A 13,260-nucleotide genomic window follows, 5' to 3' on the forward strand; every position below is an offset into this window, starting at 1 on the left:
AGCGTGGTCAGCCCGGGACCTCCAGCGGGGAGAGGCTGGCCATGGCCTCGGCCAGGACCTCCAGCGCGCGGTCCAGCTCGGCCGTCTCGTGCTCGGCGCAAAGGAAGAAGCGCAGGCGGGCGGCCTGTTCCGGCACGGCGGGGAAAACGATGGGCTGCACGTTCACGCCGCGCTCGAACATCGCGACGGACAGCCGGGCGGCCTTCACCGAGGAGCCGGTGATGACGGGCACGATGGCATGGCCCTCGGAGGAGCCGGTGTCGAAGCCCATGGCGCGGGCGCGGTCGCGGAAGTGGCGGGCGTTGCGCTGGAGCTTCTCCACGCGCCAGGGCTCGGCGCGCATGATGCGCAGGGATTCGCTGGCGGCGGCGGCGAGGTTGGGCGGCAGGCCGACGGAATAGACGAAGCCCGGCGCGGTGTGGCGCAGCCATTCGATCAGGTCGCGCTGGGCCGCGATGAAGCCGCCGCAGCCGGACAGGGTCTTGCTGAGCGTGCCCATCCAGATGTCCACCCCGGCGGGATCGACGCCCTGCGCCTCGAAGACACCGCGGCCGGTGGGGCCGAGCACGCCGAGGGAATGGGCCTCGTCCACCATCAGCCAGGCGTCGTGGCGGCGGGCGATCTCCACGAAGCGGGCGAGGTCGGGGACGTCGCCGTCCATGGAGTAGTGGCCCTCGACCACCAGCAGGGCGCGGCCGGCGGCGCGGCGGGCGCCTTCCAGCGCGCGCTCGGCGGCGCGCCAGTCGTTGTGGGCGAAGGGGATGCGCCGGGCGCCGGAAAGGCGGGCGCCCTCGGTGCAGGAATTGTGGATGGCGGCGTCGTGGACGATGACGTCGCGCGCGCCCATCAGGTGGCCGATGACGGTGACGTTGGTGGCATGGCCGGAGACCATGCAGAGCGCGGCCTCGGCGCCGTAGTTCTCCGCCAGCAGGGATTCCAGCTCGGCATGGACCGGGCGCTCGCCGGAAACGAGGCGGGAGGCGGAGGGGGAGACGCCGTAGCGGTCGATCGCCGCCTTGGCCGCGCCGGTGACGCGCGGATCGCCGTTCAGCCCGAGGTAGTTGTAGGAGGAGAAGTTGAGGTAGCGGCTGTTGCCGATGGTGGTCCGGGCGCCCGCGACGCCGGCATGGGGGCGGAAGAAGGGGCTTTCCAGCGAGAGCGCCTCCACCGCCGTCTGCATCAGGGCGAAGTCGCGCATGCCGGGCAGGTCGGCGAAGCGGCTGCGGGTGCCGCGGGCCGCGCTCCCTCGGTTCCTCCCCTGGTCTTCCCCTTGGCCGATCCGCGCCTCGTCCTGGTGCGCGCGCCGCTTGGCCAGGCGCTGCAGCAGCGCCAGGCGGGCGGTGGTGGAGAGGCCGAAGGAATGGGTCATCGGGCGGTCTCTCCCTCGGTGGTCAGGGGCTGGCCGCCGGCGGCGCCGGGCTGCGGGCCGCCAGGGGAAGGATGCGAGGGAATTCCACGGGCAATGTCGCGGGAGGGCACCGGCGGAGCGGCGTGGCCGCCGGAGGCCGCCTCACCGCCCGCCGCCAGATCCTCCGGGGGATGCGAGGGCTCGAAATGCTCCAGCAGCATGGCGACCTGGGCTTCCTCGCCGCCGCCGCGCAGGCCATCGGCCACGCGGGCGGCGAGGGAGCCGAGGGTGAGGTCGTCGGTCACGCCGGCGAGCGGGACGGAGAGGCCCAGGCGCTGTTCCAGCGCGCCGCGCAGCTCCAGCCCGCCCAGGCTGTCCAGCCCCAGGCGCGCCACGGGCGTGTCGGCGGCCAGGGATTCGGGCGGCAGGCGCAGGATGCGGCCGAGTTCCTCGGCGCCGATGCGGACCAGCAGGGCGCGGGCTTCCTCGGGCGGCAGGGTGGCGAGATGGGCGCGCATGTCCTCGACCTCGGCGCCCGTTCCGCCGGCCTCGCGCACCAGGGTGAAGGCGGGTTCGCGCAGCACCGGCAGGGCGGCGCCCAGGCGACGCCAGCCGAGCCGGGCGAGATGCACCACGGGCCGGTCGCCGGACAGCAGCGCCGGCAGGCTGTCCAGCGCCTCGCGCGATGCCATCGGCTCCACGCCCAGGCGGCGGGCCAGGGTGGCGGCGGTGCCGGATTCGCGGGCCAGGATGCCCGCATCGGCGATCGGTCCCCAGCCGACCGCCAGGGCGGGCAGGCCCTCCGCCCGGCGGGCGCGGGCCAGGGCCTCCAGCCCGGCATTGGCGGCGACGTAGTTGCCCTGCCCCGGATTGCCGAGCGGCGTGGTGGCCGAGGAGAAGAGCAGGAACAGCTCCAGCGGGTCGCGCCGCGTCAGGCGGTCGAGGTTCAGGGCCGCCCGCAGCTTGGGGCCCAGCACGGCGGCGAAGCGCGGCGCGTCGAGCGAGGCCAGCGCGCCGTCGTCGAAGACCGCGGCGGCATGGACCACCCCGGCCACGGGCCCCTCGCGCCGCAGCGTGTCCAGCAGCGTGGCCAGGGCCTGGGGATCGGCGGCGTCGCAGGCATGGGCCGAGGCGCGGGCGCCCAGGGCACCCAGGGCCACCAGCGCGGCCTCGATGCCCGGCGTGGCGGGGCCGCGGCGGGAAACGAGGGCGAGGCGCCTGGCGCCGCTGGCGGCGAGCCACTTGGCGCATTCCAGGCCGAAGCCGCCGGTGCCGCCGGTGACGAGGACGAGGCCCTCCGGCGGGGTCCAGCCCGGCTTCTCCTCCGCCTGGAGGCGCGGCGGCAGGATCACGATCTTGCCGATCTGCGCGCTTGCCTGGAGCAGGCGGAAGGCGTCCTCCACCTCCTCCGCCCGGCGGGTCAGGCGGGGCAGCGGGATCAGCTCGCCGCGCGACAGGCGGTCGCGCAGGCTCTCGATCAGCCGCTGCGCCTCGCCCGGGCGGGCGGCCGGAAGCTGGTCCACGTCCACGCCGAAATAGCTGATGTTGCGGCGGAAGGGGCGAAGCGCGATGCGGCGGTCCTCGGCATAGTCGCGCTTGCCCAGTTCGACGAAGCGGCCCCAGGGGCGCAGCAGGGCGATGGAGCGTTCCATCGCCTCCCCGGCCAGGCTGTTGAGCACCACGTCCACCCCGTCCGGCCAGTGGCGGCGGAGATGGTCGGCGAAGCCGGCGTCGCGGCTGTCCAGCACCAGGTCGGCCCCGGCGGCGCGCAGGAAGGCGCGCTTGGCCTCGGTGCCGGCGGTCATCGCCACCTCGGCCCCGGCGGCGCGGGCGACCTGCAGGGCGGCGAGGCCGACCGCCCCGGCGCCGCCATGGACCAGCACGCGCTCGCCCGGCTGGAGGCGGGCGCAGGCTTCCAGCGACCAGATGGCGGTGAGGAAGGCCACGGGGGCGGTGGCGGCGGCGGCGAAGCCCATGCCCTCCGGCATCGGCGCCACGGCCTCGGCCCGGGTCACGGCATGGGAGGCGAGCGCGCGCGGGGCGAAGCCGAAGACGCGAGCCCCGGGGCTCAACGCGGTGCCGGGACCGGCGGCCTCGACCACGCCCGCGAATTCCATGCCCAGGCCGGGCCCGGCGAAGCCGTCGCGCAGGGTTTCCTCCGGCAGCAGGCCCTGGGCCCACATCAGGTCGCGGAAGTTCAGCCCGGCGGCCTCGATGCGCACGGCGATCTCGCCCTGGGCCAGCGGGGCATGCTGGACCGGCGAGGGTTCCCAGCCCAGGCTGCCGAGCTGTCCCGGCTGGCGCACGGCGAGGCGCGCGGGGGCGGCCGGCGGGCGCGGTTCGGCGCCGCCCGGGCGCAGGCGCGGGGCGCGGCGGGCGGCGGCCCCGATCAGCAGCTCGGGTTCCGCGCCCGGGGCGAGGAGTTCCGGCAGCAGGCGGGCCGCCGCGGCCCGGGGCGCCAGGGCGGTGTCCAGCAGGATTCGGCGCGGGGCGAGGTCCGGCATCTCGTTGGCCAGGCCGCGGGCGAAGGCGCGCAGGGCCTCGGCGACAGGCTGGGCGGGAGTGCCGGCGATGACCAGGGTGAAGCGCCGGACGGTGCCCTGGGCCGCCTCGGCCAGCCGGGCCAGGGCAGCCAGGGTGGCGGCGAGGCTGGTGGCCGGGTCGGCCTCGCCGGGGGCGGCCAGGACCAGCAGGTCGGCGCCGCGCAGGTCGCGGGCCGGCAGTGCGGCGGCATCCTCCAGCCACCCGCCGTCGCGGAGGGCATCCGGCAGGGCGGCGGCAAGTTCCCCGGCCAGGGCGTCGCGCAGCGCGGCGGCGCCGGCATCGGCCAGGAGCAGGAGGCGGGCGGAAGCGGGCCGAGCCGATACGCTGCCCGTCGCGGGGTGGCGCACCGGCGCCGGACGGGTGGCGAGGAGCAGCAGGGCGGGCCAGGGCGCGGCGCGCAGCGGTTCGGCCCGCACGTGGTGCCAGCCGGCCTCCCGCGCCAGGGCGGCGCGCCATTCCGCAGCGTCCGGCAGGGGGCGGCCCGACCACCAGCCGGGCTCCTGCCCCAGGGCGAGGTCGAGCAGGCGGCCCGGCAGCGGCTCGGCCAGGAGAAGGGTGCCGCCTTCGGCCAATGCGGGGGCGAGGCGGGACAGGAGGGCGGTGCCGCAGCGGGCGCGAAGCGCGGCGCCGATGCCCACCACCAGATCCGCCGCCACGGGGGCGGGCTGTTCCGAAAGCGGGTCCCAGGCCAGGGCTTCCGGCGCCACATGGCCGCGCGCTTCCGGCAGGGGACGGCCCTCCCCTGCCACCAGCAGGGTGACGGCGCGGCCGGTCTCGGCCAGGGCGGCGAGCAGGTGGCGGGTCAGCGCGGCGCCGCCGAGGTCGAGCACGCGCAGCGGCCGGTCGGCGGGCCATGCGGCGGCCAGGGCGGCGGCGGCGGCGGCGGCGGTCTCGGCCAAACGGTCCTGGCCGCCGGCAAGGTCGGGCGGGGCGAGCGGCAGGGCGGGGACATGGCCGGCGAGGCTGTCCGGCAGGCGTTCCGCCGCCAGGGCGAGCCAGGCGAGGTCGTGCGCCAGGGCGGGCTGGTCAGCCAGGACGGACTGCCAGATCTCCTCGGGCGCCGGCAGTTCCTCCTGCGGCAGCAGGCGCCAGGCGGTGCCGTCATGGTGGGCGAGGCCGTCCTCCGCCAGGGCCTGCCACAGCCCGCCGGCCAGGGTGGCGGGCGGCGTGGCCGGGGCGGAACGGATGGTGGGCAGGGCGGACAGGGCGCGCTGCGCCAGGACACCGGCCCAGCCCTCCAGCAGCAGGGCGGATTCGCTGAGGTCCAGCCGCTCGTCGGCCCGCATCGCGGCGGCGAGGGCGTCGTCGAGGGCGGGTTCGGGAGCCGGCAGCGAGGGGTCGGCGACCGGCACGTCCTCCAGCCGGAAGGCACGCAGCGGCGCTTCCTCGCCGCGCGCCAGGCGCAGGCGCTGGAGGGTCACGCCCTGGGCGAAGGCCACCACCTGGCCGGCGGCGTCGCGCAGCAGGAGGCTGGCCTCGGCGGAACGCTCCCCCAGGCTGGCGAGGCGGAGCTCCGCGCTGTCCGCCGGGGCGGCGCCACGGCGGAAGACCAGGCGCTCGAAGCGGACGGGGACCAGGGCCTCGCCCTCCGGCAGCGCGTCGGCGCGGGCCGGGAACTGCGGCGCCAGCAACCCGATCAGCCCCTGCAGCGCGCCGTCGAGGCGGACGGGGTGGAGGTGGAAGCCCTCGTCCGGCGGGGCGGCCCCGGGCAGGGCGAGGCGGAGCAGCGCCTGCCCGCCCTCGGTGGCGACGGAAACCAGCGGGCGGAAGGCCGGGCCGTAATCCAGGCCGAGGCGGGCGGCGAGCGCGGTGATCTCCGGTCCCGTCATCTCGTCCGGCGCGGCCAGGGCCAGGGCGGCGGTGGCGGGAAGCGCGGCCTCGTTGGCCTCGCCCAGGCGGCCGCGGGCATGCAGCGTCCAGGCGGTCTCGGCCAGGCGCAGGCGGCTTTCCAGGGTGACGACGCCATCATCGGCGAGGCGCAGACGCACCTGCCGCGTCTCGCCATCGGAAAGCGGCAGGGGGCGGAGGATCTGGAAGGTCGCGACCTCCAGCGCCGGGGCCTCGGGGAAGCGCAGGGCGGCGGCGGCGAGCGCCATTTCCAGCATGGCGGCGCCGGGCAGCACCGGCTCACCGCCCAGGCGGTGGTCGTCCAGCCAGGGTTCCAGCAGCGTGTCGAACTCGCGGCCCCAGAGGCGGGGTTCCGGGTCCTGGCGCTCGCCCAGCAGGCGGTGGTCGCGCGGCGCGTCGTGCAGGCGGTGGCTTTCCGCCGTCGCGCCCAGCCAATGGCGCTCCCGCGCGAAGGGGGTCAGCGGCAGGTCGCGGCGGGCCGGGCCCCGGAACAGCGCGCCGCCGCGCGGGTCGGCGCCGCGCGTGGTGGCGCGGTCGGCGATGGCGGGCACGGGGTCGCCGCCGGGAAAGGCCTCCGGGCGGTCGCGGCGGGACAGGCTGAAGAGCGTCCCGGCGGTGAGGCCGGCGGCGCGGGCGCCTTCGCGCAGATAGGATTGCAGGACCGGGTTGGGGCCGATCTCCAGGAAGAGCCGGGCCCCCTGCCCCAGCGCCGCCGCCATGGCCTCGGCGAAGCGCACCGGGGCGCGCAGGTTGCGCCACCAGTATTCCGCGTCCGCCGCCTCGCCGGGCAACGGGGCGCCGGTGACGGTGGAGACGAAGGGGATCTGGCCGGGGCGCGGCGCCATGGTGCCGAGGGCGCCGAGCAGGGCTTCCCGCACCGGCTCCATGGCGGCGGAATGGAAGGCGTAGTCGAGGTCGAGTGGCACGCAGCTCGCACGGTGGGCCTTCGCCAGATCGGCCAGGCGGGCGATGGCCCCGGCGGGGCCCGCCACGGTGACGGCGCGGGGGGCGTTGCGGGCGGCGATCTCCAGCCCGGGACCGGCTTCCGCCAGCAGCGGCGCGGCTTCCTCGGGCGGCAGGGCCAGGGCGGCCATGCGGCCCTGGCCGCGGGTGCGGTGCTGCGCGGCGGAACGGGCCACCACGAGGCGGGCGGCCTGGTCCATGTCCAGGATGCCGGCGGCGAGCGCGGCGGCGGCCTCGCCGACCGAATGGCCGATGACCAGGGCGGGGCGCAGCCCCTCCCCCGCCAGGGCGCGGAGCAGGGCGGCCTGGATGGCGAAGAGCAGCGGCTGGGCGATGTCGGTGCCGGCGACCTCCGCCTCGGAGACGCCCGCGGCGAGGCGGGCGGCGGGCGACCAGCCGAGCAGCGGCGCCAGGGCCGCGTCGGCTTCCTCCAGCCCGGCGCGCAGGGCGGGACTGGCGGCCAGGGCCTCGCGCGCCATGCCGGGAAACTGCGAGCCGTTGCCGGAAAAGACGAAGGCGAGGCCGCCCGCTGGGATATCGGATGCGGCGGGGGCCTGGCCCTCGGTGGCGGCGGGGTTGTCGCGGCCTTCCGACCAGTCGGCCAGCGCGGCGGCGAGTTCGACGGCGGTGCGGCCGCGCAGGGCGAGTCGCTGCGGCTGCAGGTCGCGGTGGCGGGCGGCGCCGCGCAGCAGGGCAGGCAGGTCCCCGTCCGGCGTTTCCGCCAGCCGCGCCTGCCAGCGCCCGGCCAGGAGGCGCAGCGCGGCGGGGGAACGGGCGGAAAGCAGCAGGGGCGGCAGCGGCGTGGCCGGGAGGGCGGGAACCTCCCCGGAGGCGGGTTCCTCCAAGGCGGCCGTCACGGGTGCGGTGGCGAGGACCACCGAGGCGTTGGTGCCGCCGAAGCCGAAGGAGTTCACCCCCACCACCGGCGCCGGGTCGCCGCGCCGGCGGGCCGGACGGCTGCCGAGGCGCAGCGGCTCCTCCGCCACCGGCACACGCAGGTTCAGGCCGTCGAAGGCGATGTTCGGGTTGGGCGTGGAGAAGTGCAGGCTGGGCGGGATGCTGCGGCGTTCCAGCACCAGCATCGCCTTGAGCAGCCCGGCCATGCCGGAGGCGGGCTCGGTATGGCCGATATTGGTCTTCACCGAACCCACCGGCAGCGGTGCGCGGCGGCGCTTCGCGATGGCCTCGCCAATCGCCCAGGTCTCGATCGGGTCGCCGGCCTGGGTGCCGGTGCCATGGGCCTCGAAATAGCCGAACTGCTCCGGCTCCACCCCGGCCTCGCGCATCACGCGCTCCATCAGCGCGGCCTGGGCCTCGCCATTGGGCAGGGACAGGCCGATGGTCCGGCCAGCGCTGTTGACGCCGGAGGCGAGCAGCACGGCGCGCACCCGGTCCCCCTCCGCCAGGGCCCGGTCCAGCGGCTTCAGCAGCACCATGCCCGCGCCCTCGGCCCGGACATAGCCGTCGGCGGCGGCGTCGAAGGCGCGGCACCGGCCGGTGGGCGAGAGCATCGAGGCCCGGGAGAAGCCCATGAAGGCATAGGGCGAAAGCAGCAGCTGCACGCCGCCCACCAGGGCCATCTCGGCATCGCCATGCGCCAGGGCGCGCAGCGCGTGGTGCAGCGCCACCAGGGCGGAGGAGCAGGCCGTGTCCACCGTCTGGGCCGGGCCGCGCAGGTCGAAGACGTTGGTGAGCCGGTTGGCCAGGATCGACAGGGCGTTGCCGGTCATGAAATAGCGGTCCGCCCCCGAAGGGTCGGAAAGCCGCAGCTCGGCATAGTCGGTGGAGGAGCCGCCGATCCAGACGCCGACCGGGCGCCCGGCCAGGGTGCTGGCGGGCAGGCCGGAATCCTCGATGGCCTCGGCCGCGACCTCCAGCAGCAGGCGCTGCTGCGGGTCGGCCTCCGCGGCCTCGCGCGGGGACAGGCCGAAGGCCCGGGCGTCGAAGCCGGCGATGTCGCCCAGATGCCCGGCGGCGAAGGTATAGGCGCGGCCGGGCTCGCCCTTGCGCGGGTGATGGAACCGGGCCTGGGAGAACCGGTCTTCCGGCAGGGTGGAGACGGCGTCACGGCCTTCCGCCATCAGGCGCCAGAAGGCATCCAGGTCCGCGGCCCCGGGGAAGCGGCAGGCCGCCCCGACGATGGCAACCGGGACAACCTTTTGTTGCGCTTTCGGTGCGCGATTCTTTCGAGGGTTTTTTAGCACCGGCATTCCGCAATCTTACGTTGCATTTCCGTAGATTGCGAGAGGAACCCGGGAAAATATTCCGATTTCGGAAGAGTTTTCCAGGGCCGCGGCACGACGCCAGCCGGACCAGCGGCGGAGGGCCGGGACGGCCGGCGGGGCGACGGCCTCGCTTCCAGGGCGGGGGCGGGTCACATGGTCCAGCATGGCGTCCACCTGGCGGAAGTGGGAGTCCCAGCCCGGCGGCCGCCAGTTCTGCAGCCGGGTGGCCTGGGCGGCGCGGGCGGCACTGCCGGGCCGGGCATAGTCCAGGATCGCGGCACGCCAGCCGGCGCCGTCGAGCGGATCGAGGTAGTGCGGCACCGGGCCGCCGACCTCGCGCAGCGCGGGCAGGTCGGAGCAGATCGCCGGCACGCCAAGGGCCAGGGCCTCGGCCAGCGGCAGGCCGTAGCCTTCCACGAAGGAGGGGAAAAGCAACGCCCGGGCGCCGCGCAGCAGCGCGGCCATCCGGGCATCGGGCACCTGGCCGAGTTCCTCGACCGTGCCGCGCAGGACGGCGCTGCGCTCCAGGATGTCGACGATGTTCTCGTTCTCCCAGCCGCGGCGGCCGATGATCAGCAGTCGTGGCACCGGGCCGCCGAGGCCGGCGGTGCCGGCGCGAACGAAGTCGCGCCAGAGATGCAGCAGCAGCAGGTGGTTCTTGCGGGGCTCGATGGTGCCGAGGGCGACGAAGTAGGGAGCCGGGCCGCCGGGCCGTTCGGCGGTGGCGTGCCGCATGGTCCCCGCTCCGGTGCCTCGGGTCCCGGCACCTGGGGCCTCGTCCTCCAGGGCCCTGGTGCCCAGGGTCTCGATCCCGAGAGGGGCAACGATCACCGGCGGGGGCACCGGGCGGATGCGCAGATGAGGGGCGAGCGCCTCGGCGGTGTCGGCGGAATTCACGATCACCCCGTCGGCGAGGCGGGCGGTGGTGTCGATCCGCCGCAGATGCCGTGCCGACTGCCCCGGGCGGGCATATTCCGGATGGGTCGCGGGGATCAAGTCATGGATCAACGGCACGAAGGCGCAGCCGCGGGCCCGCATCGCCTGGATCGGGCCGGGCCGCTCCAACGCCCGGTGCGAGACCAGCAGGAAGGCGCGGCGCGCGCCCAGGCGGCCGACGTTCGGCGCCAGCTGCCCGGCGCCGAGGCCCAGGCCGGCGAGAAGGCGGAGGCGGCCGGCGATCCTCTCGGCATCGCGCTGCGCCTCCCGCTGCATCTCGCCCCGGGCTTCCCATTGCGTATCCCATGGGTTCTCCTGCCGCTCCTCGCCGGCCGGCCCCGGGGATGGTTCCGCTGATGGCGGACAGGGAAACGGAGGGGCGGCGGGCGTGCCGCACCAGGAGATGGAAAGGGCCGCCACCAGATCTTCCACCGCGCGGCGGGGCAGCACGGACCAGGCGCCGGACAGGGCGCCGGCCACGAAGACGCAGCGGTCCTCCGGCAAGGCGGCCCAGCGGCGGGCATAGGCGAGTTCGACCCGGTCGATCCCCGAGGGCGCTACCTTGCGCCCCCGCGCGAGCAGGCGCGAGATGTCCAGCACCACGCCGGGGCCGGTATCGGGGCTTGCGCCGCTCTCCAGGCGCAAGGGCTGAAGCAGGGACCATTGACGGTCGAGAACCGATGGCGTGGCATCCATCTTGGCACTCCTGTCGGTTCCGGGGCATGCACCGACCGGCCATCACCCTTTGAGTGCATCATAAACGTTAATTACAACCTTAAGGAAGTGTTTCTTCTGCATTGCAATACGGCATAGTCGGAACTCACGGCCTGGTGTTACCGGTCGTTGCGCTCCTCCAGCACCTGGGGTTGTGACAACCGCGGCTCCATGAGAGGAAGCCCATGTGTTCCTTGCGGCGCCATGCGCCGGGCGCGCGTGGCGGCAGGTGGTCCTGGCCGATGCCGATTCAGGCTATGGTGTCGTGTGCCATGTCCCCATGCCGCATCTGGATGTTTCCGATGAGCCTTTTTCCCCTGGCGGAGACCTGCCCTTGATCCGCGTTGCCTACCGGCGGCATGGCGATGCCGCCGTGGCCGCGGAACGCTGCATCGCCGACCTCGGCGCGATGTTGCCCGCCTTCCTCCTGGTCTTCTGCGGCGGCAAGCTGGATGGCGAGGTGGTGCTGGCGGCGCTGCAGGCGGCCTATGGCGCCGTGCCGGTGGTGGGCGGCGCGGCGGCGGGGGCCATCTCGCGCAATGCCTTCGGCTATAGCGGGCTGGAACTGCTGGTGGTCGCCTTCGGCGCGGGAGCGCCGGTCCCGGCGGTGGTTTCGGCGGAGTTGCAGCCCGACGAGCACCAGGGCGGCCTGGTGCTGGGGGAGCGCATCCGTGCCGTGGCAGCCGAGGATGCGAGCGTGCTGCTGCTCTTCGACAGCGTGGCCAGCCGGGCGCCGCTGCGGCTGCATCCGGCCAGCCTGATCGTGCGGGGGCTGCACGAGGGGCTGGGCGGGCACCGCATCCAGCTGGTTGGCGGCGGGCTGCTGACGGACATGAACCTGACCGATGCCTGGGTCTTCGACGGAGGGGCGGTGCGCAAGCACATCGCGCTGGCGCTGGTCTTCCCGCCGGAGGTGACGATGGAAACGGCGATCCTGCACGGCTGCCGTCCGGTCAGCACCTTCATGGAGATCACCCGCATCGACGGTGCCGAGGTCTATGAGCTGGACGGGCAGCCGGCGCTGGGGGTGATCGAGCGGATGCTGGGCCTCTCGCTCGGCGCGGCGCGGGGGCAGGAGCTGTCGCTGATGGCGACGCTGGGCCAGAAGCAGGGCGACCCCTTCGGCCCCTATGACGAGAACGACTACGTCAACCGGCTGATCCTGCGGGCCAATCCGGAAACCGGCTCGGTGACGCTGTTCGAGCCGGATTTCGCGCGCGGCGCCCGGGTGCAGATCATGGGCCGTGACAACATGCTGATGCTCGATTCGGTGGAGCAAGGCATGGCGGCGCTGCGGGCTTCGCTGGCGGCACCGGAGGCGCTGCTCGGCTTCTACATCGACTGCGCGGGCCGCGGCAGCGCGCGTTCCGGCGCGCCGGTCGAGGAAGCGGAGATGGTGCTGCGGGGCCTGCCGCCGGGCGTGCCCTTTGGAGGCTTCTATTCCGGCGTGGAGGTGGCGCCCTTCGGCGAATACAGCCGGCCGCTGGACTGGACCGGCGTGCTGGTCGTGCTGCGGCGGCGGGCGGCGTGAACGGGATCTTCCCGCCCCAGAGCGCCAGCACGGCGGCCGCGGATGGGCAGCTGGAGCGCGAACTCGCCTATTACCGGCGTGAGTGCAACGCGCTGGGGGCGCGGCTGCTGCGGCTGCAGGAGGAGCAGAGCCAGGCCTTCCGGGAGGCGCGGCGGTCCCGCACCGTGGCGAAGCTGATCCGCGAGGCCTATCGCCTGGCCGATCACGGCAACGCGCCCGAGGATATCGGCGAGCCGATGCTGGAGATCGTGGTGGACAACACGATCTGCGACCGCGCGGCGCTGTTGCAGGAAACCCCGCGCGGCAGCCAGCGCTTCCGCGTCACGCACTCGCTGGGCCTGCCGCCCGGCGGTCCTCCCGGACACCCCGCCGTGGGGGGCGGTGAGGCTTCCCCGGCGGGCCAGGCCGGGCATTCCCTGGTGGCGGGGGAAATCTTCGTGCCGGCGCCGCCGTCCTTCTTCTTCACCACCTCCCGCACCCGGCTGGAAACGCCGGCCTATGAGCTGACCGGCATCCTGCGCCTGCCCTACGTGCTCTGGGCCTATGACGCGGCGACGGGGATGGCGCTGATCATCGGCAACCAGTCGGAAAGCAATGTCAGCCGCCCCTTCGAGGAGGCCGACCAGGAGCTGATCGAGGGCGCGCTGTCGGTCTATATCGACGTGCTGCTGCGCAAGCGGTCCGAGGCGGAGCTGCGGCTGGCCAAGGCGCAGGCGGAGGAGGCGAGCTCCACGCGGTCGCGCTTCCTGGCGACGCTGACGCACGAGCTGCGCACGCCGCTGAACGCGATCATCGGCTTTTCCGAGATGATGGCGACGGGGTCCGGCTACGAACCCACGGCGCATGAGCGGGGCGAGTACAACCGGCACATCCTGAACTCGGCCAAGCACCTGCTGGCGCTGATCAACGAGATCCTGGACTATTCCAGCCTGGCGCGCGGGCGCACGACGCTGGGCCGGCGCTGGCTGCCGCTGAACGAGCTGCTGAAGGAGGTGACCGGCGCCACGGCCGGCACCGCCGCCGAGCGTGAGGTCGAGGTGAGTTGCGACCTGCCGGAGGAGGTCTGGTGGATCCGGGTGGACCGGACGCGCTTCCGGCAAATCCTGGACAACCTGCTCAGCAATGCCATGCGCTTCACCGCGCCGGGGGGA

4 protein-coding genes and 1 pseudogene are annotated in these 13,260 nt (G+C 74.8%); 2 read left to right on the forward strand and 3 right to left on the reverse strand.

The window, feature by feature from the left end:
* Positions 1 to 7 precede the first annotated feature (7 nt).
* Genes BT98_RS0120475 through BT98_RS0120485 form a run of 3 tightly spaced genes read right to left on the reverse strand, consistent with a single transcriptional unit; the run spans position 8 to position 10,560 of the window.
* Positions 8 to 1,369 (reverse strand): aminotransferase class I/II-fold pyridoxal phosphate-dependent enzyme, encoded by a 1,362-nt coding sequence (locus BT98_RS0120475; RefSeq protein ID WP_019461977.1) that lies wholly within the window; start codon positions 1,367 to 1,369, stop codon positions 8 to 10.
* Positions 1,366 to 8,913: a type I polyketide synthase gene (locus BT98_RS25480; protein ID WP_081798693.1), complete on the reverse strand. Its 7,548-nt coding sequence runs from the start codon at positions 8,911 to 8,913 to the stop codon at positions 1,366 to 1,368. The genes BT98_RS0120475 and BT98_RS25480 overlap by 4 nt, the downstream gene beginning before the upstream one ends.
* Positions 8,914 to 8,922: 9 nt before the next feature.
* Positions 8,923 to 10,560 (reverse strand): glycosyltransferase family 4 protein, encoded by a 1,638-nt coding sequence (locus BT98_RS0120485; RefSeq protein ID WP_019461979.1) that lies wholly within the window; start codon positions 10,558 to 10,560, stop codon positions 8,923 to 8,925.
* Positions 10,561 to 10,912: 352 nt separating this feature from the next.
* Here BT98_RS0120485 and BT98_RS0120490 point away from each other — a divergent pair, with 352 nt between their 5' ends.
* Both BT98_RS0120490 and BT98_RS28275 read left to right on the forward strand, forming a co-directional pair.
* The gene (locus BT98_RS0120490; protein WP_162175666.1) at positions 10,913 to 12,109 is read left to right on the forward strand and encodes an FIST signal transduction protein; all 1,197 of its coding nucleotides are present in this window, start codon (positions 10,913 to 10,915) and stop codon (positions 12,107 to 12,109) included.
* Positions 12,110 to 12,669: 560 nt separating this feature from the next.
* A pseudogene (locus tag BT98_RS28275) lies at positions 12,670 to 13,032 on the forward strand (sensor histidine kinase); the annotation flags it as partial.
* Positions 13,033 to 13,260 lie beyond the last annotated feature (228 nt).

This window comes from Roseomonas mucosa ATCC BAA-692 (assembly GCF_000622225.1).
In the GTDB taxonomy this organism is placed as follows: Bacteria; Pseudomonadota; Alphaproteobacteria; order Acetobacterales; family Acetobacteraceae; genus Roseomonas; species Roseomonas mucosa.